Annotated in this window: 18 protein-coding genes; 14 read left to right on the forward strand and 4 right to left on the reverse strand. The window is 58.3% G+C overall.

Going from position 1 to position 21,507, the window contains the following annotated elements; genetic code table 11:
• Positions 1 to 56: 56 nt before the first annotated feature.
• The 3 genes from ACI514_RS10745 (at position 57) to ACI514_RS10755 (ending at position 3,627) form a co-directional block, all read left to right on the forward strand.
• Positions 57 to 1,226 (forward strand): mandelate racemase/muconate lactonizing enzyme family protein, encoded by a 1,170-nt coding sequence (locus ACI514_RS10745; RefSeq protein ID WP_053123197.1) that lies wholly within the window; start codon positions 57 to 59, stop codon positions 1,224 to 1,226.
• Between the two features lie 102 nt (positions 1,227 to 1,328).
• Entirely contained in the window at positions 1,329 to 2,636 is a 1,308-nt protein-coding gene (gene dctA, locus ACI514_RS10750; protein WP_405123767.1) for a C4-dicarboxylate transporter DctA, read from the forward strand.
• A gap of 118 nt (positions 2,637 to 2,754) precedes the next feature.
• The gene (locus ACI514_RS10755; RefSeq protein ID WP_160057857.1) at positions 2,755 to 3,627 is read left to right on the forward strand and encodes an oxaloacetate decarboxylase; all 873 of its coding nucleotides are present in this window, start codon (positions 2,755 to 2,757) and stop codon (positions 3,625 to 3,627) included.
• A 378-nt stretch (positions 3,628 to 4,005) separates the two neighbouring features.
• On the opposite strand, the gene ACI514_RS10760 is transcribed toward ACI514_RS10755, so the two are convergent.
• Complete coding sequence (locus ACI514_RS10760) at positions 4,006 to 4,596, reverse strand: TetR/AcrR family transcriptional regulator (protein ID WP_161986523.1); 591 nt, start codon at positions 4,594 to 4,596, stop codon at positions 4,006 to 4,008.
• 98 nt (positions 4,597 to 4,694) lie between these two features.
• Between ACI514_RS10760 and ACI514_RS10765 the strand changes: the two genes are divergently transcribed.
• From ACI514_RS10765 to ACI514_RS10780, 4 genes are all read left to right on the forward strand, one after another.
• Positions 4,695 to 5,453 (forward strand): SDR family oxidoreductase, encoded by a 759-nt coding sequence (locus ACI514_RS10765; RefSeq protein ID WP_160057856.1) that lies wholly within the window; start codon positions 4,695 to 4,697, stop codon positions 5,451 to 5,453.
• Positions 5,454 to 5,851: 398 nt separating this feature from the next.
• Positions 5,852 to 6,283, forward strand: a complete 432-nt coding sequence (locus ACI514_RS10770) for a MarR family winged helix-turn-helix transcriptional regulator (protein WP_137217017.1) — start codon at positions 5,852 to 5,854, stop codon at positions 6,281 to 6,283.
• A 32-nt stretch (positions 6,284 to 6,315) separates the two neighbouring features.
• Complete coding sequence (locus ACI514_RS10775; RefSeq protein ID WP_160057855.1) at positions 6,316 to 7,032, forward strand: nitroreductase; 717 nt, start codon at positions 6,316 to 6,318, stop codon at positions 7,030 to 7,032.
• A gap of 128 nt (positions 7,033 to 7,160) precedes the next feature.
• Positions 7,161 to 7,895 carry an NADPH-dependent F420 reductase gene (locus tag ACI514_RS10780; RefSeq protein WP_137217019.1) on the forward strand — a complete coding sequence of 245 codons (735 nt, stop codon included), beginning with the start codon at positions 7,161 to 7,163 and terminating at the stop codon, positions 7,893 to 7,895.
• 424 nt (positions 7,896 to 8,319) lie between these two features.
• Here ACI514_RS10780 and ACI514_RS10785 read toward each other — a convergent pair whose 3' ends face one another.
• Positions 8,320 to 9,501 carry a XylR family transcriptional regulator gene (locus ACI514_RS10785; protein ID WP_405123768.1) on the reverse strand — a complete coding sequence of 394 codons (1,182 nt, stop codon included), beginning with the start codon at positions 9,499 to 9,501 and terminating at the stop codon, positions 8,320 to 8,322.
• A gap of 175 nt (positions 9,502 to 9,676) precedes the next feature.
• Here ACI514_RS10785 and xylA point away from each other — a divergent pair, with 175 nt between their 5' ends.
• The 4 genes from xylA (at position 9,677) to ACI514_RS10805 (ending at position 14,990) form a co-directional block, all read left to right on the forward strand.
• Complete coding sequence (gene xylA / locus ACI514_RS10790) at positions 9,677 to 10,993, forward strand: xylose isomerase (RefSeq protein WP_160057852.1); 1,317 nt, start codon at positions 9,677 to 9,679, stop codon at positions 10,991 to 10,993.
• Between the two features lie 148 nt (positions 10,994 to 11,141).
• Positions 11,142 to 12,143, forward strand: coding sequence for a D-xylose ABC transporter substrate-binding protein (gene xylF / locus ACI514_RS10795; protein WP_160057851.1), 1,002 nt, complete (start codon positions 11,142 to 11,144; stop codon positions 12,141 to 12,143).
• A gap of 153 nt (positions 12,144 to 12,296) precedes the next feature.
• Positions 12,297 to 13,853, forward strand: coding sequence for a D-xylose ABC transporter ATP-binding protein (gene xylG, locus ACI514_RS10800; RefSeq protein WP_405123769.1), 1,557 nt, complete (start codon positions 12,297 to 12,299; stop codon positions 13,851 to 13,853).
• A complete protein-coding gene (locus tag ACI514_RS10805; protein ID WP_405123770.1) occupies positions 13,854 to 14,990 on the forward strand; it encodes a sugar ABC transporter permease in 1,137 nt (378 codons plus the stop codon).
• Between the two features lie 10 nt (positions 14,991 to 15,000).
• Here ACI514_RS10805 and ACI514_RS10810 read toward each other — a convergent pair whose 3' ends face one another.
• Positions 15,001 to 15,924, reverse strand: a complete 924-nt coding sequence (locus tag ACI514_RS10810; protein WP_405123771.1) for a LysR family transcriptional regulator — start codon at positions 15,922 to 15,924, stop codon at positions 15,001 to 15,003.
• Positions 15,925 to 16,018: 94 nt separating this feature from the next.
• Positions 16,019 to 17,218 carry an MFS transporter gene (locus tag ACI514_RS10815; RefSeq protein ID WP_160057847.1) on the reverse strand — a complete coding sequence of 400 codons (1,200 nt, stop codon included), beginning with the start codon at positions 17,216 to 17,218 and terminating at the stop codon, positions 16,019 to 16,021.
• Positions 17,219 to 17,513: 295 nt separating this feature from the next.
• On the opposite strand from ACI514_RS10815, the gene ACI514_RS10820 reads away from it, so the two are divergent.
• The 3 genes from ACI514_RS10820 to ACI514_RS10830 are packed head-to-tail and all read left to right on the forward strand — an operon-like array spanning position 17,514 to position 21,495.
• On the forward strand, positions 17,514 to 18,794 hold the full coding sequence (locus ACI514_RS10820; RefSeq protein ID WP_405123772.1) for a c-type cytochrome: 1,281 nt from the start codon (positions 17,514 to 17,516) through the stop codon (positions 18,792 to 18,794).
• On the forward strand, positions 18,791 to 19,264 hold the full coding sequence (locus ACI514_RS10825) for a (2Fe-2S)-binding protein (protein ID WP_405123773.1): 474 nt from the start codon (positions 18,791 to 18,793) through the stop codon (positions 19,262 to 19,264). Before ACI514_RS10820 ends, ACI514_RS10825 begins: the two co-directional genes overlap by 4 nt.
• Entirely contained in the window at positions 19,261 to 21,495 is a 2,235-nt protein-coding gene (locus ACI514_RS10830; protein ID WP_405123774.1) for a molybdopterin cofactor-binding domain-containing protein, read from the forward strand. The genes ACI514_RS10825 and ACI514_RS10830 overlap by 4 nt, the downstream gene beginning before the upstream one ends.
• Positions 21,496 to 21,507 lie beyond the last annotated feature (12 nt).

Consider the following 21,507-nt stretch of genomic DNA (forward strand, 5'->3'; position numbering starts at 1 on the left):
GGCGGGTCACATCGCAAAGCATAACGTGGGGCCACAAACAACAAGAGGAACCCGTTATGCGTATCGTAGACATCCGTGAAAAAACTGTTTCCATTGCCTCCCCAATTGCCAACGCCTATATCGATTTTTCCAAAATGACCTGCTCGGTCGTCGCTGTTATCACGGATGTGATTCGCGATGGTAAACCTGTCATCGGCTACGGTTTCAACTCCAACGGTCGTTATGGCCAAGGCGCTCTGATGCGTGATCGCTTCCTGGCGCGTATCACCGAAGCTGATCCAGACACGCTTGTCGACCATGAAAACAATAACCTGGATCCGTTTGCCATCTGGAAAGCCCTGATGACCAACGAGAAGCCTGGCGGTCACGGTGAGCGCTCAGTAGCAGTTGGCACTATCGACATGGCGGTATGGGATGCCGTCGCCAAGATCGAAGGCAAACCTCTCTATCGTCTGCTGGCTGATCGTTACCGTAACGGCGTGGCCGATGACAAGGTCTGGGTCTATGCGGCGGGTGGCTACTACTACCCAGGTAAAGACCAGACCAAACTCAAAGCAGAAATGCAGAGCTACCTGGATCGTGGCTACGACGTTGTCAAAATGAAGATCGGTGCGGTGCCACTGGACGAAGATATCCGTCGTATCGAAGCGGTACTCGAAGTAGTTGGCGACGGTCGTCGACTGGCGGTCGATGCCAACGGTCGTTTCGATCTTCAGACCGGTATTGCTTACGCGGAAGCCATCAAGAAGTACAACCTGTTCTGGTACGAGGAGATCGGCGACCCACTCGATTACGCACTTCAGGCTGAGCTTGCCAATCACTATGAACTGCCTATGGCGACCGGGGAGAACCTGTTTTCCCACCAGGACGCCCGTAACTTGCTGCGTCACGGCGGCATGCGCCCGGATCGCGACTTCCTCCAGTTCGACTGTGCGCTGTCTTATGGACTCGTGGAGTACATGCGCACTCTGAAAGTGATGGAAGAAATGGGCTGGTCTTCGCGCCGCGTAGTGCCGCACGGTGGTCACCAGATGTCCCTGAACATAGCAGCCGGTCTGCACTTGGGCGGCAACGAATCTTACCCCGACGTGTTCCAGCCTTTCGGCGGCTTCGCCGACGGAATCAAGGTGGAAAATGGATATGTCGGCCTGCCAGATATTCCAGGTGTTGGCTTCGAAGCCAAGTCCGCCTTGTACGCAGTTATGCGCGAGCTAGGCGAAGGCTGATCAACCTCGATCTGCGGTTTCTTTTAAAGAGACCGCAGACTCAGGCGTCATCCGTTGACGCCAAACCACATGCCCATCACAAAAATAAAATGAGGTGCTTCCGTGGAAATTTCCAAATCCCGCTGGTACAGCCAGCTATATGTGCAGGTGCTGATCGGTATCGTCATCGGCGCAGCGATTGGTCACTTTGAACCGCAATTCGGAGCCAAGCTTCAACCTTTTGCGGATGGCTTTATCAAACTCATCAAAATGCTGTTGGCGCCTATTATTTTCGGTACCGTCGTGGTTGGTATCGCAAAGATGGGCAGCATCAAGGAGGTCGGACGGATCGGCGTCAAGGCGCTGCTCTACTTTGAAATCCTTTCCACCATTGCGCTAGTCATCGGCCTTATTGTGGTCAATATCGCAAAGCCAGGCGCCGGGATGAATATCAACGCTACCACGCTTGATGCCAGCGCTATCGCCAAGTACAGCCAAGCCGCCACGGAACAGGGTGGCACTATCGATTTCTTTCTAAACATCATCCCGAGCACCTTCATTGGCGCATTCTCGAATGGCGTCATGCTTCAGGTCATTCTGATTTCGGTATTGATGGGCGTAGCCCTCGTTCAGATGGGCGAAACCAGCAAACCGCTGATCAATACCATCGACTTGTTTCTGCAAGGGCTGTTCAAGATCGTGGCAATGGTGATGCGCCTTGCTCCCCTTGGTGCCGGCGCCGGGATGGCTTTCACTATAGGCAAGTACGGCATTGGTACCTTGCTGTCGCTCGGCCAGTTGCTGGTCGCGCTCTACATCACCACCTTGATTTTCATCGTGGTAGTGCTGGGTACGATTGCCAGATGGTCGGGCATGCCCCTGATGCAATTTCTTCGTTATTTCAAAGATGAAATTCTCATCACGCTTGGCACCTGCTCAACCGAAGCCGTGCTTCCGCGAATGATGGTGAAACTTGAAAAGCTGGGCTGCAAGAAGTCAGTGGTAGGCATGGTGCTACCCACTGGATATGCCTTCAATGCAGATGGCACCTGCATTTACCTCACCATGGCGGCGATTTTTATCGCACAGGCAACAAATACGCCACTGACGTTTATGGATCAGATGATTCTGTTGGGCGTCTTCCTGCTGACCTCAAAAGGCTCCGCTGGCGTGGCGGGTGCCGGGTTCATAACCCTTGCGGCAACGCTAACAACCATCCACTCCATTCCTCTGGTCGGCCTCGTCTTGCTACTGGGCATTGACCGATTCCTGAACGAAGCACGGGCCGTGACCAACCTGATCGGTAATGGCATCGGCACCATCGCCATTGCCAAGTGGGATAACTCGTTCGATGTCGAGGCCTGCGAGCGTGAAATCGCCGCCATGAAACACGAAAAAGCGGCCAGGAAGGCATTGCTGGCGCAGAAATAAACTGCAAAGGGAGTCGGTCATCTCGTCTTGAAACGGTTATGACCGGTAGTGCCTTCCAGGTGTCGTTCAACTCGAATGAGACCAACAAATTACTTGTAAGAATTTGATGGAGCCAAAAATGATTGAGCGATCACATCATGAACTGCGCAAGGCGTTTGGTGATTTACTTCAGGGTACCGTCTGCAAATTCGCTGCTTCAGTATTCGACCCGATCTCGGTTCGTATGGCTTGCGACCTTGGCTTTGAGGTCGCCATTCAAGGTGGTTCCGTCGCCTCGCTTCAGGTGCTCGGGGCACCGGACATCGCACTGCTCACGCTGGATGAGTATGTCGAGCAGGTTTCCAGAGTCGGACGAGCTAGCCAAATCCCAATCATTGGGGATGCTGACCATGGATTCGGAAACGCGCTGAATGTAATGCGAACTGTGACCGAGCTGCAGAAAGCCGGCGTCGCTGCCCTAACGCTGGAGGACACCCACCTACCGGCCAAGTACGACGAGCAATCGCATGTGCTCATCGAGAGGGAAGAAGCCGCGAGCAAGATTTACGCTGCGCGGTTTGCCCGATCAGATGATGCGCTCAGCATCATCGCCCGAACGAATGTGGCCGTTACCACTTTGGAAGATTCCATTGCACGTACCACGGCCTATGAAAAAGCCGGGGCCGACGCGATTTGCCTCGTCGGAGTAAAAGACTTCCAACATTTGGAAGCACTCACAGCACACCTCAGCGTGCCGATCATGCTGATCAATTATGGAAATCCGGCTCTTAGTGATGTTGAGAAACTGAGTGCTGCCAATGTGCGGATTGTCGTCAATGGGCATGCTCCGTATTTGTCCGCAATCAAAGCGACGTACGAGGCGCTGCGCGAACAAAGCGGCACAGACGGAAGTGAGCTTTCGCTTCCTGATCTGCTTTCTAAATACACACTCTCGGACAATTACCGTGAGTGGGCGAAAACCTATTTGAAGTCAGGACACGATTCAAATTGAGTTTGAAGCAGGTGAAATAAAGCGTCATGAAAAAGACAAGTGAGTTCAGGTCTTTTCAAATTGAAGAACGTTGTCACCGTGCCTCAAATCGGCTCTGCAACAGGCGATACACGCAATGCGATGGCACTGCGCGCATTGGAAAATTTGCTTACGGGTCTCGAAGGACGGCAACCAAGAGACCTCGTGAACACTCACGGGCTAGGACGCAGATGGACGCAGCAGTGACGACAAGGACGCTGGCGGTATGGCCACCGCTCAGGATGGATCGCGGCTATAGGTTGGGTCGCCTACTCAAGCTTAAGCCGCTCTAAACAAGATCGACTATTTGCCGATGCGCTCCGTTTCCTGTTCTCGCCGACGCGTGTCCTGATTTTGATGCTAGGCGTTATTCTTTTTCAGGCTCTCAGGGCTGCCAGCGCACAGACCATCCATCACCAAATTCATCAATCTGGCGAGACGTAAGCGCCATTCGCTCTGGGCATCCATTTGCCATATTCCCGCGATGGCTAGAAAAAAGTCGTCGTTTGTAATCCCGCTACGAATCGTTCCTGCCTTTTCATTTGCCCTCAAAAGCAACTCGGCGGCTCCTTGGACAGGAGCGTATCCCGACTTCCCAGGGAACTCGTAAACGCAAGCAGCTTGTTGGATCGCAGTAGCGAGTCCTGCCTTTGTCATTGCATATTCAGCGAGGCAGTCCATCCACTCTCGGAGGGCTTCCTTAGGTGGTTTTGTCGCGAGTAACTCTTCCGCCAAGGAGGCCACCTGCTGCATTTCGAATTGATAGACCTCGAACACCAACTTCTCCCTGGTAGGGAAGTGGCGATAGAACGTGCCCTGCCCTACCCCTGCCTTCTTCGCAATCGTGCTTAAAGGCATCGCAGGGTCGCTTGTCAGCTCTACCACCGCGACCGCCAAAATCCGTTCCCGGTTTTTTTTTGCGTCAGAACGCATCACCAACTCGTCAGTCATGAAAAAGTTTTCCTTCACTGCATTGCTAAGCGGACAATTGTCCGGTACGGTCGAAAAGTGGACAGCTGTCCGCTTAGGCATCGTTTCTGGAGTTTACTATGAACAGCACTGGCAACACGATTCTGGTTACTGGCGGCACCTCAGGCATCGGCCTCGGTCTGGCGCTGAGATTTCACAAGGCGGGCAACAAAGTCATCATCGCTGGGCGTCGCAAGGCTCTGCTCGACAAGGTCGTGTCAGAACACCCTGGCATTGAATCAGTATTGCTTGACGTCTCAAATCCCCAATCCATCCAGCGTACCAGCGAAGCGCTTGCGATCAGCCATCCGAATCTGAACGTTCTCATAAACAACGCTGGGATCATGCACTGGGAGGATCTGACTGATCCGGAAAGCCTGAGCACCGCCGAAGATATCGTGACAACGAACTTGCTTGGCACGATTCGAATGGTGTACGCATTCACTCCCCAGCTGATCAAGCAGATCAGTGCAACGATAGTGAATGTCAGCTCGGCGTTGGCATTCGTACCGCTGCCAGCCACACCGACCTACAGCGCAACTAAAGCGGCGGTTCACTCGTTCACTCAAAGTCTTCGAGTGCAGCTAGAAGCCTCGTCCGTCGAGGTCATCGAGCTTGCGCCGCCAGGGGTACGTACCACATTGCTTGGACAGGAAAACGACGAAAATGCTATGCCTTTGGAGGAGTTTTTGGATGAAATCTTCGAACTGCTCAAGATTTCTCCGACCCCGCCTGAACTTGTCGTTGAACGCGCGAAGCCATTACGATTTGCGGAAGCGAGCGGATCACATGGTGATGTCTTGAAAATGCTCGCGGGATACAAGCCACCGACAGAGTAACGTTTACCTTGTGGGCACACCTGATGCGTCCAAATAAGCAGCTAGCATCTGCCTACTGGGCGCACAGTTTTTTGTTGCTCCTATTCATCAAGGGAAAATGGCGGCAAAGCTGATCATCCAATTGGAGCGCGTAGATGGATGCAGTGCGCAATCTCACGCCCGTAAATTTGGCTACCCAGCGGAGCAGTCCGATGCAGCCTGAAACGCTGGCCTACCCCTCTGGCGAGTGGGATTGGCCATTTCCTACCGCATGACCAGGCGTCCGCCTCAAATCACAGCAAGTGCAAGGCATATGCTACTTAGCTAGATGAGCCATTCGTCGAGCGCCGAAGGCGTCGGTTGACAGAGCGACTCTCCTACTTAAATATATAGTGCACTATACAATAGCGAGCTATGAAATGACCTCAAACCTGAAACGGGTGGGTACCCAGCTGTCTTTTTCACTCTACGCGGCGGCAAATCGGGTCGTGCGATTGCACAAACCCTATCTGGAGCCGTTGGGCCTAACCTTCCCTCAGTATCTGGTCATCCTGGAGCTTCTAAACGGTTCGCCACTCACTGTGGGAGCACTCGGAACCCGGCTTGCGATGGACGCTGGAACCATAACGCCATTGCTGAAAAGGCTTGAGGCTGCCGAACTCGTCAGCCGCACACGGGATCCTGCCGACGAGCGCCGCGTGATGATCGACCTGACGCCTAATAGCCGCATGTTGGAAGCTGACATTCGGGGAATCACTAGCAAAATTAAGTCAGCTTGCCAGCTTGATGAGCGGGGTATCGATGAACTTCGACAAACACTCGATGCGCTCGGTCATCCGGCAACCGACTGAGTATTTTTCACGCCTTGCACAAAGAGGAAATCATGACTATTTCAATATCTAGATTCGATGCTGATACAGCGATGGATGACACCCTTCAATTTCAAAAGACGGCACGTACTCGGCGGTCTTTTCGAGGGTTTCTGGACACCTCCGTACCCGATCACATCATTCAGGAGGTGTTGAAGGATGCCCAGTGCGCCCCCTCCAACTGCAATACCCAACCTTGGGACGTGCACATCGTTCGCGGTCAAAAACTAAAAGAGCTTTCGCAAATCCTCCACGCAAAAAATACTGCAGGCGAATTCACGCCAGACTTTTCGTTCGATATGGATGCTTTTTACGGCATGTATGGGGATCGTAAGAATGCGCAAGGCAAAGCCTACTACGAGGCTATGAATGTTATGCGCGAAGACAAGGAGGGGCGTCGGCGGGCCGCAGCCCTGAACTTGTCTTTTTTCAATGCTCCCCAGGCAGTTTTTTTATTCATGCCGGTGTTTGGCGACAGCGTTCGAACTGCTGGCGACATTGGTATGTACGGCCAAACCTTCCTACTGTCACTCGCTGCCCGTGGGTTAGGCGGCATCCCGCAAACCTCGCTTGGTTTCTATGCAGAAACGATCCGCGAGGTGTTAGGCATTTCTGAAGAAATGAAAATGCTGTTTGGCATGTCATTTGGCTACCCAGACGAGAGTGCTCCAGGCAACCGCATGCATATGGATCGCGTGCCAATTACTGACAGCGTGACCTTTCACTCTTGAAGAGTCGTATTTACCTGAGCCAGGCGACATGCGTGCCCCAGAGCGAAGTGGCTGCGTGACATGCTTAATTCATTCGTATATCCAACCAAGCGGTCACTCAAGTATTGGTTGTAGGTAAGGAGGTTGAAGTGAAAATCGGAATTATTGGCGCCGGTAATATTGGGGCTACGCTTGCCCGCAAGCTTGCTGCGTGCGGCCATGAAGTTAAGCTGGCAAACTCGAAAGACCCTGAGAGCATTCAGAACCTTGCCAATGAAATCGGCGTGAGCGCGGTAACCAAGGAAGATGCGGTGTCCGGAGTAGAAGTTGTAATCCTCTCGATCCCCTTCGCAAAATACCCTGATCTCAAACAGACATTGAGCAGTGTCCCTGAGAAGACCGTCGTCATTGACACGTCCAATTATTATCCGGGGCGCGACGGGGCGATCAAAGAAGTTGACGACGGCAAGCCTGAGAGCATCTGGGTAAGCGAACAGATTGGCCGACCGGTGATTAAGGCTTGGAACGCCGTTCTCGCAGCGACTCTTGCCGACAAGGGTCAACCAGCGCGGTCGTCAGAACGCATTGCCTTACCTGTAGCCGGCGATGATATTAATGCTGAGGCAATTGCACAGGATCTCGTAGAGGACACTGGCTTTATCGCTCTGGCCGCAGGCAACATTGAGGATTCATGGCGCCAGCAACCAGGTACACCTGCTTACTGCACTGAACTGACCTTGCCAGAACTCAAATTAGCACTGAAAGCTGCAGACAAGGCACGAGCACCTCAAAACCGTGACGCACTGCTCGCTAAGTTCATGACTCCCGGCAGTCAGTTTACTCACCAGCAAATTATTGCCACCAATCGGGCAATGACAGCCTGACTTTTCGGATTGGGTGGAATCTGCATTTAGAGCAACGTAATGAAGCGCTCTGCGCTCAGCCTCTACACCCGCTAGGCGGGAAATGAACCAGGCAGCCAGATACTGCGATGCCAGGCCGCCGCCAGCGGTTGCGACATTGCCCTGCTATGGGTCGTTTTCTGCCTCTCGCGACGGGCAGAAAACGGCCAATAGCAGACATTCGCTTACGCGAGTCTGCTATATCCACTTTTCAAAACGTCAAAACTTCCGCGCCCAGCTTCCGAACATCACATCACCGACGTAGATGCCTGAAAAGGCTGAACGCTTCTGATCCAGACGCTCTTGCAACGCTTCGATTTCTACCTCTTCTGCACTGGCTACCCCTAACGCAATGATTCGCGGCAAGCACGCTCGAACAATAGCGCCGAGTCCGTAGGGTATTCCCTTAGCGCATCCCTGCCCCTTGCTGATACTCCCGCGGCGTACAACCAAACTCCCTTCGAAACACCGTGTGCAGATACTGCGCAGATTTAAACCCACAACTGCGCGCAACGTCGGCAATCACTGAATCTGCATCTTTAAGGCCGCTAGTCGCCGCTGCCAGTTTGAAACGCAGAATCTCGTCATGCACGCTACAGCCTCGCTCAGTACGAAAATGCGCTTCAAGTGACGAACGCGACACACCGACATAAGCCGCCACCTGCGCCGTTTTGATGCCCTGGCAAGCATATTGGCGAATGAACAGCAGCGCCTGCATGACATAGGGATTGCCCAATGGCTGGTGCAAGCTCGACACCTGCACGTTTACCGCATCGGGAGGAACCAGGATTTGCGTGCCGGTGGACGGCATGCCGTGCAGCATCTGGTGAAGCAATTGCGCGGCGGTGCGTCCCATGGTTTCCGTGCCCTGAATAACCGAGCTCAGCGGCACTCGAGTCAGGCTGCGGGTCAGCGGGTCGTTGTCGATGCCGATCAATGCCACCTGCTCCGGCACGGCAATCCCGGCCGTGAGGCAGGCTTGCAGCAATTGGCGCGCGCGGGCGTCGCTGACGGCGATGATGCCAATGGGTTTGGGCAGGCTTTGCAGCCAGGCGATCAGTTGTTCGACGGCGCTGTCCCAGAGCGGTGCGCTGGTGCCCATGCCGCGATAGATTTCGCCGTGCAAGCCGTCGCGTTTCATCAGTTTGCGAAAGGCTTTTTCCCGCTCCTGTGCCCAACGATTGGCTTGCGCTTCCGGCAGGCTGAAGCAGGCAAAACGCTGCAGTCCTGCCTCGATCAAGTGCGTGTAAGCCAGCGTCATCAGCGCATTGTTATCGGTGGCGACGTAGGGAATCGCTTTCGGATAGGCGCGTTTATCCTCGTACGAGCCCCCTACTGCTACCACCGGCATCTGGATATCAGCCAACGCCTCGCCAATCAGCGGATCGTCGAAGTCGGCAATGATCCCGTCCCCCTGCCAGCGTTCGATGCCTTTCAAGCGACAGAGAAAATCCTCCTCGAGAAACAGGTCCCAGGAAGCGCGGGTGCTGCTCAGGTAGTTGCCGATGCCGCTGATGATGCCACGGTCGTAGATCTTGCTGCCGTTGAATAACAGGGCGATGCGGTGAACAGGCGGTACGGTTTTCATTGTTTTTATGCTTGTTCCGGGCCTCTGGTCACTGAGGCGATTGGCACAGACTAGGCGCGTGGCCGAAGAAGCTCAATACGCAAAATCGCACTCCGTGTTGATGTTTTTCATAATCAGCAGGGCCGGGGCCGTTGCTAGTATCGAGACACCGCCAAGAACAACAAGGACAAGGTCCATGCAGTATTTCCCCGATGTCGATGCGATTCGCTACGAAGGCCCGGACAGCGATTCTCCCCTCTCCTTTCGTCACTACGACGCCGATAAAATCATCCTCGGCAAACCCATGCGCGAACACCTGCGAATGGCCGCCTGTTACTGGCACACGTTCGTCTGGCCGGGTTCCGATGTGTTCGGCGCGGGGACGTTCAAGCGCCCTTGGCAACACGCCGGCGACCCGATGGAAATGGCGATCGGCAAGGCAGCCGCCGCCTTCGAATTTTTCTCCAAACTGGGTATCGACTACTACTGCTTCCATGACACCGATGTCGCCCCGGAAGGCCAGTCACTGAGGGAATACCGCAACCACTTCGCGCAAATGGTTGATCACCTGGAGCAACACCAGGAACAAAGCGGAATCAAGCTGCTGTGGGGCACCGCCAATTGTTTCAGCAATCCGCGTTTTGCGGCAGGTGCCGCGAGCAACCCAGATCCGGAAGTGTTCGCCTGCGCTGCAGCGCAAGTGTTCAGCGCCATGAACGCGACCCATCGCCTGAAAGGCGCCAACTACGTGTTGTGGGGCGGTCGCGAAGGCTATGAAACCCTGCTCAACACGGACTTGAAGCGTGAACGCGAACAACTGGGGCGCTTTATGCGCATGGTGGTCGAGCACAAGCACAAGATCGGTTTCACCGGCGACCTGTTGATCGAACCCAAGCCACAGGAGCCGACCAAGCACCAATACGATTACGACAGCGCCACCGTGTTTGGCTTTCTCCAGCAGTTCGGGCTGGAGCACGAAATCAAGGTCAACATCGAGGCCAACCACGCCACCCTCGCCGGGCATAGCTTCCATCACGAGATCGCGACGGCGGTCTCGCTGGGGATTTTCGGCAGTATCGACGCCAACCGGGGTGATCCGCAAAACGGTTGGGATACCGATCAATTTCCCAACAGCGTCGAAGAAATGACCCTGGCCACCTATGAAATTCTCAAGGCCGGCGGCTTCAAGAATGGCGGCTTCAACTTCGACTCCAAGGTGCGTCGGCAAAGCCTCGATCAGATCGATCTGTTCCATGGTCACGTCGGCGCGATGGACGTTCTGGCCCTGTCTCTGGAACGCGCCGCGGCCATGGTGCAGAACGATGAACTGCAACGGCTCAAGGATCAGCGCTACGCCGGTTGGCAGCAGCCGTTCGGGCAAGCGGTGATGGCCGGCGACTTCAACCTTGAATCGCTGGCCGAGCACGCATTCACCAACGAGTTGAACCCGCAAGCCGTCAGCGGCCGCCAGGAAATGCTTGAGAACATCGTCAACCGGTTTATCTATCGCTGATCACACAGGGAGTCTGCGGGCGCATTCACGCGGTGACATTTCTACGACAAATCTGTGCCTGCGGCGTCTGCGGATTCTCTACAGTTTTACCAGCCCGATACTCATCGTCAGGCCGTGTCTTTCCAACAACAATAAAAGGACGCCCCACATGAAGAACGTAAAACGCACGCTGTTGGCCTCTGCCCTGGCGCTGCTGTCACTGCCGGTGATGGCTGACGCTGCCCACCCGAAAATCGGTTTCTCCATTGATGACCTGCGCCTGGAACGCTGGTCGCGTGACCGTGACTACTTTGTCGCGGCGGCAGAAAAAATGGACGCCAAGGTCTTCGTGCAATCGGCTGATGCCAACGAGCAGAAGCAGATTTCCCAGATCGAAAACCTGATTTCCCGAGGCGTCGATGTCATCGTCATCGTGCCGTTCAACGCCACGGTGCTGACCAACGCGGTGGCCGAAGCGAAGAAAGCCGGGATCAAAGTTGTGTCCTATGATCGGCTCATTCTCAACGCTGATGTCGACGCCTACATTTCCTTCGATAACGAAAAGGTCGGTGAGATGCAGGCCAGCGGCGTGCTGAATGCCGCGCCCAAGGGCAATTACTTTTTGCTCGGCGGAGCGCCCACCGACAACAACGCCAAGATCCTGCGTGAAGGCCAGATGAAAGTGCTGCAACCGGCCATCGACAAGGGCGATATCAAGATCGTCGGCCAACAGTGGGTAAAGGAATGGAACCCGACCGAAGCGCTGAGCATTGTTGAAAACGCCCTGACCCGCAACGACAACAAAATCGACGGCATCGTTGCCTCCAACGACGCCACGGCCGGCGGCGCTATCCAGGCACTGGCGGCGCAGCAACTAGCCGGAAAGGTGCCGATTTCCGGGCAGGACGCTGACCTTGCTGCAGTCAAACGTGTGATCGCCGGCACGCAAACCATGACCGTGTACAAACCGCTGAAACTCATCGCCACCGAAGCGGCCAAACTCTCGGTGCAACTGGCGCGCAACGAAAAACCCGCCTTCAGCTCGCAGTACGACAACGGCAGCAAAAAAGTCGACACCATCCTGCTCACGCCAACCCCGCTGACCAAGGACAACATCGACCTGCTCGAACAGGACGGCTTCTACACCAAGGCGCAAATTGCCGGGAAGTGATTGACGCTGTTTGTGCGTAACTCCTGTGGGAGCGAGCCTGCTCGCGAAGGCGGAGTGTCAGTCAGTACAGCTCTGTCTGAAAAGACGCCTTCGCGAGCAGGCTCGCTCCCACAGGGTTAAGTGTCTGATCCTTTTGGAATACGAGCCCTGTCCATGTCCGACTATCTGCTGCAAATGAACGGCATCGTCAAAACCTTCGGCGGTGTCAAAGCGCTCAACGGCATCGACATCAAGGTCAGACCCGGCGAGTGCGTTGGCCTGTGCGGCGAGAATGGCGCCGGCAAGTCGACGCTGATGAAGATCCTTTCGGCGGTCTACCCGCACGGCACCTGGGACGGTGAAATCCTCTGGGACGGGCAACCACTCAGAGCGCAATCGATCAGTGAAACGGAAGCTGCCGGCATCGTCATCATTCACCAGGAACTGACCCTGGTGCCCGACCTGTCGGTGGCCGAAAACATTTTCATGGGCCACGAGCTGACACTGCCCGGCGGACGCATGAATTACCCGGCGATGATTCACCGCGCCGAAGCCCTGATGCGCGAATTGAAAGTCCCCAACATGAACGTATCGCTGCCGGTTTCGCAGTACGGCGGCGGCTATCAGCAACTGGTGGAAATCGCCAAGGCCCTGAACAAAAAGGCCCGACTGCTGATCCTCGACGAGCCTTCATCGGCCCTGAGCCGCTCGGAAATCGAGGTGTTGCTGGACATCATCCGTGACCTCAAAGCCAAAGGCGTCGCCTGCGTCTACATCTCGCACAAACTCGATGAAGTGGCCGCCGTGTGTGACACCATTTCAGTGATCCGTGACGGCAAACACATCGCCACCACCGCCATGGCCGACATGGACATTGCGCAGATCATCACGCAAATGGTCGGGCGGGAAATGAGCAACCTCTACCCCTCCGAGCCGCACGACATTGGCGAGGTGATTTTCGAGGCCCGCCACATCAATTGCTACGACGTCGACAACCCCAAGCGCAAACGGGTCGACGATATTTCCTTCGTCCTCAAGCGCGGGGAAATCCTCGGCATAGCCGGGCTGGTCGGTGCCGGCCGCACTGAACTGGTCACCGCGCTGTACGGCGCTTACCCCGGCCGTCATGAGGGCGAAGTCTGGCTCGATGGCCAACCCATCGGCACCCGCACGCCACTCAAGTCCATCCGTGCTGGCCTGTGCCTGGTGCCCGAGGACCGCAAGCGCCAAGGCATCATTCCCGATCTGGGCGTCGGTCAGAACATCACCCTCGCCGTGCTGGACAACTATTCGAAACTGACCCGCATCGATGCCGAAGCCGAACTGGGCAGCATCGATAAGGAAATTTCGCGCCTGCACCTCAAAACCGCCAGCCCGTTCCTGCCGATCACCAGCCTGTCGGGCGGCAATCAACAAAAAGCCGTGCTGGCGAAGATGCTGCTGGCCAAACCCCGGGTGCTGATTCTCGATGAGCCGACCCGAGGTGTGGACGTCGGCGCCAAATACGAAATCTACAAGTTGATGGGCGCGCTGGCTGCCGCCGGCGTGTCGATCATCATGGTCTCGTCGGAGCTGGCCGAAGTGCTGGGTGTTTCCGACCGCGTGCTGGTGATCGGCGAAGGCCAGTTGCGCGGCGACTTCATCAACCATGAGCTCACCCAGGAACAGGTGCTCGCCGCCGCCCTCAGCCAGACTGGCAGCCATAACAATAATGATCGGAAATCCGCGTAAATGAATCAGGTCAAACAACTGTTCACCCGCTACAAAATGCTCGCGCTGGTGTTTGCCGTGGTGCTGATCTGGCTGTTTTTCAGCTGGCAGACCGAGGGCGGATTTTTGACCCCGCGCAACCTTTCCAATCTGCTGCGGCAGATGTCGATTACCGGGATTCTCGCCTGTGGCATGGTGCTGGTAATCATCAGCGGCGAGATCGATTTGTCTGTCGGCTCGTTGCTCGGCCTGCTCGGTGGTCTCGCGGCGATTCTCGATGTGGTCTATCACATTCCGCTGCTGGCGAACCTCAGTCTGGTCGCCTTGTGCGGGCTGATGATCGGCCTCGCCAACGGCTACATGACGGCTTACCTGCGCATCCCCTCGTTCATTGTCGGTCTCGGCGGCATGCTGGCGTTTCGCGGGATTCTGCTGGGGATTACCGGCGGCACGACCATCGCACCGGTATCGCCGGAGCTGGTTTACATTGGCCAGGGTTACTTGCCCCACGCAATTGGCACTGGCTTGGGCATTGTGCTGTTCGCGCTGACCGTGTTCCTGACTTGGAAACAACGACGCAATCGTGCCCTGCACGGCCTCGCGGCGCATTCATTAGTGCGTGACGTCGTCCGCGTGTTGGTGATCGGCGCCGTGCTCGCCGGTTTCGTGCAGACGCTCAACAGCTATGACGGCATTCCCGTGCCGGTCTTGTTGCTGCTGATTCTGCTGGGCGTGTTCAGCTACGTGACCAGTCAGACGGTTTTCGGCCGCCGCGTTTATGCGGTGGGCAGCAATATGGAAGCGACGCGCTTGTCTGGCATCAATGTACAGGCCGTGAAATTGTGGATTTTCGGGATCATGGGCGTGATGTGCGCCCTCGCCGGCGTGGTCAACACCGCGCGCCTGGCCGCCGGCTCGCCTTCGGCTGGCAGCATGGGTGAACTCGACGCCATCGCCGCGTGCTTTATCGGCGGCACCTCCATGCGCGGCGGCTCCGGCACGGTGTACGGCGCCCTCCTCGGCGCGCTGGTCATCACCAGCCTGGACAACGGCATGTCGATGCTCGACGTCGACAGCTATTGGCAGATGATCGTCAAGGGCAGCATTCTGGTGTTGGCGGTTTGGGTGGATGTGAGTACGCGAACCGGGCGCCGTTGAGCCGCCGGGATCACGCTGCGGGCGTGGTCGCGGCCGCCGGGTTGAGAACTTCCATCAGGAAATCGATAAACACATTGATCCGGCTGGACCCACGGTGATTGGGTAAATACAACGCGTTGATGCACGTGCTGGCACTGCCGGGATTGACCTCGTAGTGCTCAAGCAAGCGGGTCAGCCGGCCGGCTGCGACGTCGTCGCGTACCAGCCAGTCAGCCAGCAGCGTCACCCCGCCGCCGCCGATGGCGGCCTCGCGCAGGATGTCGGCGTTGTTGCTTTGCAGGCGCCCATGGACGTTGAGTTGAATGGGCGCGTCTTCATTCTGGAAGGTCCAGTGCTGGTGCGTGCCGCCGTAATCGAAACGCAGGCACTGATGCTCCAGCAAGTCCCGTGGATGACAGAGCGTGGCGCTACGCGCCAGATACGCCGGACTCGCCACCACCCAGCGCTCGAACTGCCCCACGCGTTTGCTGACGATGTCTTCACTGACCACGGAGGATCCCAGCCGCACCGAAACATCGATCTGCTCGCTGAGCAGGTCGCTGACCTGATCACTCAGCGACAGACTGATCTCCAGCCCCGGATGCCGCTCGAGCAAACGGCTCAGGTGCGGCGCGATCAGGCGTCGGCCGAACTCCACCGGCACGCTGATGCGCAGACGGCCCTGCGCTTCGGCGCCACGATCGGCGACGACGGCATCGGCTTCGTCGATCGCGTCGAGAATCGCCACGGCTTTTTCGAAATAGGTCTGGCCGGCAACGGTCACGCTGGTGTTGCGCGTGGTGCGATTGAGCAGGCTCGCGCCCAGCTCGTGTTCCAGCCCTGCCACTTGCCGTGTCACTGACGACGTGGATATCCCGAGTTTGCGCGCTGCCGAGGAATAGCCCCCGCAGCGCACGGTTTCCACAAACATCTTCAGTGCCAGCAACTTGTCCATAAGCGGGGTCCGGTCGAAAGGGAACGCGGATGATTGTGCATCACTGTTCGCCCTTCGTCTTGTGCCGCCGTGCTTGCCCGCACTCGTCGGCTGTTCAGACATCGCTCTTGCGGCTCAGAAACAACCCGAGCGCCAGCGCTGGCAGTAGCGCCACCGTGACGGCGGACAGGTTCCAGCCGAAGTGCTCGTACAGCGGACTGGCGACCAGTGAGCCCACGGCGCCGCCGACGAAAATACTGGTCATGTACACGGCGTTCAGGCGCGCACGGCTATGGGGATCGAGGGCGTACACCTCACGCTGGCCGAGCACCATGTTCAATTGCACGGCGAAATCCAGCAGCACCGCGCACACCACCAACCAGATATAGCCGCTGCCCGGGAGCGCAGCGATCAGCAGCGAAACCGGCGCCAGCAGCAATGCGACCAGCGTGCCGCGACGACCATGCCCGGCATCGGCCAGACGTCCGGCAATCGGCGCGGCAATGGCACCCACCGCACCGACCAGCGCGAAGATCGCCACGTGTGCCTGAGTGAAACCGTGGTGACGCATCAGTTCAATCGGCGCGAGGGTCCAGAACAGGCTGAAACTGGCAAACAGCAACCCTTGATACAGCGAGCGCTGACGCAACAGTGGATAGCGCCGGGCCAAGGCAAACACCGAACCGATCAGCGCAGCATAGGTGGCTTTATGCGTCGGCAGCCGACGCGGCAGTGCCACGGCGGTAATCAGCGCGATGACGGCCATCAGGGCTGATGCGCTGTAAAACACTCCGCGCCAGCCGAACACTTCAACCAACAAACTCGACAGTGGCCGCGACAACAGAATCCCCAGCAGCAGACCGCTCATGATATTGCCGACAACGCGGCCACGGCTGGCCTCGGGCGCCAGGTGCGCCGCCAGCGGCACAAGGATCTGCACAGCCACCGACGTCAGACCGATGAGCAAAGACAACACCAGGAACATCGACGGCGAATGGGTCAGTCCGGCGCACAACAGCGTGACGCTGGCCGCTAGCGTGAAGCCGACCACCAGCCGACGGTTTTCCATCAGATCGGCCAGCGGTACCAGCAGCAACAGGCCCAGCGCGTAGCCAAACTGCGTGAGCGAAACGATCAGGCTGGCATTGGCGCTGGACAGACCGATCTGCGGTGCAATGAGTTCGACGATCGGCTGCGCGTAATAAAGATTGGCCACGACCGCGCCACAGCAAAATGCCAGGAACGCGACCATCAGGCCGGAAAGTCCAGCCGGCTGTTCGGCGTTGGTCGCAATGACCGGATTGCTCGTGAGCATGATGACACCTCATTGAATTCAGGAAAGTGCTGCCAAGGCTACGGCCCTGTGGCGATGCGCAGAATCCATGCGGCGGGCAACGCAGTGATGCGTCCGGCGCAACGGCGCAGGCGTTGCTTCTCGCGCAACGCGCTGTTGCGTGCGCCGCTGATTCTCCGACGCTGGTGGTTTCTCTACGCTTTGGCCTCTGGCGCTGTCGTCCCCGGCGGCGCCCTTCCCCGGCTATCACAAGGAGCGTTTCCATGACCCGCAGCCCATCCGTCCTGTCATCGCCTGCCGCGTTTCTTCCTGTGCCATGAACAACTCATTTCTGAAATCCAGAACGCTTTGGATCAGCGTGGCCGTCGTCGCCGTGCTCGGCCTGATCGGTGCCGCTTGGCTGATGTGGCGCCCGGTGATTGCGCCGATCGAGCGCCCGACGATGTTCGACACTTCGCAGTTGCAACGCGGGGCGCGGGTGGTCGAGGCCGGCGATTGTGCGGTCTGCCATACGCGCCCCGGCGGTGAATATCTGGCCGGCGGGCTGCCGCTGGTAACGCCGTTCGGCACGCTGTACAGCACCAACATCACCCCGGACGCAGAGACCGGTATCGGCCAATGGTCGCTGCCGGCCTTCGAGCGGGCGATGCGTCAGGGCATCGCTCGCGATGGTCACTTGCTCTATCCGGCATTCCCCTACGTACATTACCGGCGCATGAGCGCAGCAGACATCGCCGACGCCTATGCCTACTTGATGAGCGGCCCCGCCGTGCACGCGCCGGCCGCGCAGAACCAGATGAACTTTCCGATGAACATTCGCCCGTTGGTGTCGTTCTGGAACCTGCTGTTCCTGCACGGAGAACCACTGACGCCGCTGGCGGGGCGCAGCGAAGCGTGGAATCGAGGGCGTTATCTGGCCGACGGTCCGGGCCATTGCGCTGGCTGCCATTCGCCGCTGAACCTGATCGGCGCGGAAAAGTCCTCGGAATACCTACAGGGCGGCAGCGTTGACGGCTGGCATGCGCCCGCACTGGTCGGTATGGGCCAACGCGTCAACCCGTGGAGTCGCGCGCAACTGGTCGGCTATCTGCGCGCCGAGATCGTCGATGGCCACGGCACACCCGCCGGGCCGATGCGGCCGGTCAGCTTGAGTCTGGCCCGCTTGCCCGCCAGTGAAGCCGAGGCAATTGCCGAGTATTTGCTCAGCCTGGAAAACCCGCCTTCGGTGACAGAGACGACGGCGAAGACGCCTGCCAGTGAGCCGGCAGACTATTCGAGCGGCGCCCTGCTCTTCAGCAGTGCCTGCGCCGGCTGCCATGGCCCGGCGGCGCCGATGCGCACCATCGATGGTCGCCCGGGGTTGCAAAGCACCTCGGCGCTGCAAGCGGCCAGTTCGCGCAACTTCCTCAAAACCGTGCTTGAAGGCTTGCCCGCCACGCCAGGATCGCCCGGCCCGCTGATGCCGGCGTTCGCCGCCAGCCTCGACAACGCGCAGCTCGGTGCACTGGCCGCGTATCTGCGTCAGCAAGCCAGCCCCGATCAGCCGTGGGCCGACCTCCCTTCCACTATTGAAGCGTTACGTCAGGAGACGAAATGAGCCAGATCACCCTCAACGTCAACGGAGCCGCGCAACCGCTTGAGCTGGAGCCGGACATGCCGCTGCTGTATGCGCTGCGCAATCACTTGAACCTCAACGGCGCCAAATACGGTTGCGGTCTCGGTCAATGTGGCGCCTGCACCGTGATCGTCGATGATCGACCGGTGTTCGCCTGCCTGACGCCCTGCGCCGGCCTCGAAGGCAAAAAGATCCGCACCGTGGAAAGCCTCGGCAGCACGGAAAAACCAGGCCCTCTGCAAGCCGCGTTCATCGAGAAACAGGCCGCACAATGCGGCTACTGCATCGCCGGCATGCTGATGCGCGCGCAAGCTTTGCTTGAGCGTAATCGCCACCCGGATGAGGCGACCATTCTCGAGCACATGGCCGGCAACCTGTGCCGCTGCGGTACGCACTTGCGGATCATCGAGGCGATCAAACAGGTGGCCGGGCACAACGGGAGCCTGAAATGAGCGAGTCGAATGGTTTGAACCCTAGTCGGCGCGCCTTTCTGCGCGGTGGTGCGTTGCTGATGGCGTTCACCCTGATGCCGGTGGCGCGACGTGTGTTGGCGGATACGGAAGTCGATACGCTCGGCACCGTGGTCCTCGCACCCGACCTGCCCGGAAGCCTGCGCACCAACCCGTTTCTCGACGCCTGGATCCGCATCGGCGCCGATGGCATTACCGTCTACACCGGCAAGGTCGAATTGGGCACCGGTGTGAAAACCGCGCTGCTGCAAATTGCCGCTGAGCGTTTGCAGGTGCCGACAACCTCCATAAACCTGCTCACCGCCGACACCGCGCTGACACCCAACGAAGGCTACACCGCCGGCAGCCACAGCATTTTCGACAGCGGTACCGCGTTGTATAACGCCGCTGCGCAGGTGCGCGAAATGCTCGTCGATGCCGCCGCGCGCCGTTGGCAGGTTGATGCGGCGCTGCTGAGCACCCGCGACGGTGTGATCGAAGGTCCGGCCAGTCAGCGGATGAGTTATGCCGACGCGGTCGGGCATGTCGATGTGCACCAATACGCCAAGGCCCAGTCACCGGCGATGGCCGCCGCTGACTTCAAACTGATCGGCGATTCTTTGCCGCGCCTCGACATCCCGGCGAAGGTCAGCGGTGGCGCAGCATTCGTCCAGGACATGCGCCTGCCGGGCATGCTGCACGCGCGGGTGATCCGCCCGCCTCGTCCGGGCTGCACGCTGCAAGCATTCGATACGGCGTCCATCGAGGCGTTGGCTGGCGTGGTCAAGGTGATCCGCGACGGCAACTATCTGGCGGTGGTCGCCGGTGATGAGTGGCAAGCGATCAAAGCCATGCGCCGTGCCAGCGAGGTGACGCAATGGAGCGTGGGCGAGGCGATTCCCGATGCGGCCGAAATTCATGGTCTGCTTAAACGCCTGCCCTCACGGCGCTATCCGATCAGCCACAGCGGCACGCCGAGCGGCGCGGCCGACACGCGTTTTCAGGCGCGGGTTACCAAGCAATATCTGATGCACGGCTCGATCGGCCCGTCTTGCGCAGTGGCCTGGTTCAAGGACGGCAATCTCACGGTCTGGACCCACACCCAAGGTGTTTATCCGCTGCGCGCCGGCATTGCCGAAATGCTCGGTCTGCCACCTGAGCGGGTGCGCTGTATTCATACCGAAGGCTCAGGGTGTTACGGCCACAACGGCGCCGATGATGCCGCCGCCGATGCGGCATTGATTGCCCTGCGCGTGCCCGGGACGCCGGTGCGCGTGCAATGGATGCGCGAACAGGAAAATCTTTGGGAGCCGTATAGCTCGGCGATGGTCACCGAAGTCGACGCCAGCCTCAGCCAAGGCCGCCTGCAGGACTGGGCCTACGAACTCTGGACCACGCCGCACAACGAACGCATCGTCAACGCCGGGCGTCTGCTGCCGGCACGCTTGCTCGCGCGGCCCTTCACGTCAGCGCCATCCGTGCCGATCGCCCAGCCCGAAGGCGATGGTGATCGCAACGCGGTGCCGCTGTACGAGTTGAACTCGACGCGCATCAACATGACCTTCGTCACCGAAATGCCCTTTCGCACCTCGGCCATGCGTTCGCTGGGTGCGCACATCAATATCTTCGCCATCGAGGCGAGTATCGACGAACTGGCGATCAGGGCCGGCATCGACGCGGTCGCGTTGCGTCTGGACCATCTCAGCGACCCGCGTGCTCGCGCGGTGGTAGAACGTGTGCGGGATGAGATCGGTTGGCCGCAAAAAAGCAGCGAGCCCGGCGCCGGTATCGGTTTCGCCTTCGCTCGCTATAAAAACATCATGGGTTACTGCGCCATCGCCGTGAAGCTGCGGGTGCATCCGCAGACCGGCGAGATTCGCATCGATCACGTGGTGACGGCGGTGGACGTCGGCCAGATCGTCAGCCCGGATGGCCTGCGCAATCAGGTCGAGGGCGGCATCGTGCAGTCCGCGAGCTGGACCCTGTACGAAAAAGTTGCCTACGACGCGGGGGGTATTCGCAGCTACGACTGGAGCGGTTATCCGATTCTGCGTTTCACGCAACTGCCGAAACAAGTCGATGTGCATTTGCTCGACCAGCCGGGAGAACCGTTCCTCGGTGCCGCTGAAATCGTCCAGGGGCCGATGGCCGCTGCCCTTGGCAACGCCGTCGCCAACGCCACTGGCCGGCGCTGGCTGAACCTGCCGCTGACCCGTTCTAACCAGCCCGCCTGAGCCACGCCCGTG

Origin of the sequence: Pseudomonas sp. M20 (assembly GCF_045037865.1) — a bacterium.
Classification (GTDB): Bacteria; Pseudomonadota; Gammaproteobacteria; order Pseudomonadales; family Pseudomonadaceae; genus Aquipseudomonas.

Bases quoted from the DNA above. Each gene is read 5' to 3' on its own strand.
- ACI514_RS10745 (WP_053123197.1), top strand. From the start codon at position 57: ATGCGTATCGTAGACATCCGTGAAAAAACTGTTTCCATTGCCTCCCCA.
- ACI514_RS10755 (WP_160057857.1), top strand. From the start codon at position 2,755: ATGATTGAGCGATCACATCATGAACTGCGCAAGGCGTTTGGTGATTTA.
- ACI514_RS10760 (WP_161986523.1), bottom strand. From the start codon at position 4,596: ATGACTGACGAGTTGGTGATGCGTTCTGACGCAAAAAAAAACCGGGAA.
- ACI514_RS10765 (WP_160057856.1), top strand. From the start codon at position 4,695: ATGAACAGCACTGGCAACACGATTCTGGTTACTGGCGGCACCTCAGGC.
- ACI514_RS10770 (WP_137217017.1), top strand. From the start codon at position 5,852: ATGACCTCAAACCTGAAACGGGTGGGTACCCAGCTGTCTTTTTCACTC.
- ACI514_RS10775 (WP_160057855.1), top strand. From the start codon at position 6,316: ATGACTATTTCAATATCTAGATTCGATGCTGATACAGCGATGGATGAC.
- ACI514_RS10785 (WP_405123768.1), bottom strand. From the start codon at position 9,501: ATGAAAACCGTACCGCCTGTTCACCGCATCGCCCTGTTATTCAACGGC.
- xylA (WP_160057852.1), top strand. From the start codon at position 9,677: ATGCAGTATTTCCCCGATGTCGATGCGATTCGCTACGAAGGCCCGGAC.
- xylF (WP_160057851.1), top strand. From the start codon at position 11,142: ATGAAGAACGTAAAACGCACGCTGTTGGCCTCTGCCCTGGCGCTGCTG.
- xylG (WP_405123769.1), top strand. From the start codon at position 12,297: ATGTCCGACTATCTGCTGCAAATGAACGGCATCGTCAAAACCTTCGGC.
- ACI514_RS10805 (WP_405123770.1), top strand. From the start codon at position 13,854: ATGAATCAGGTCAAACAACTGTTCACCCGCTACAAAATGCTCGCGCTG.
- ACI514_RS10810 (WP_405123771.1), bottom strand. From the start codon at position 15,924: ATGGACAAGTTGCTGGCACTGAAGATGTTTGTGGAAACCGTGCGCTGC.
- ACI514_RS10815 (WP_160057847.1), bottom strand. From the start codon at position 17,218: ATGCTCACGAGCAATCCGGTCATTGCGACCAACGCCGAACAGCCGGCT.
- ACI514_RS10820 (WP_405123772.1), top strand. From the start codon at position 17,514: ATGAACAACTCATTTCTGAAATCCAGAACGCTTTGGATCAGCGTGGCC.
- ACI514_RS10825 (WP_405123773.1), top strand. From the start codon at position 18,791: ATGAGCCAGATCACCCTCAACGTCAACGGAGCCGCGCAACCGCTTGAG.
- ACI514_RS10830 (WP_405123774.1), top strand. From the start codon at position 19,261: ATGAGCGAGTCGAATGGTTTGAACCCTAGTCGGCGCGCCTTTCTGCGC.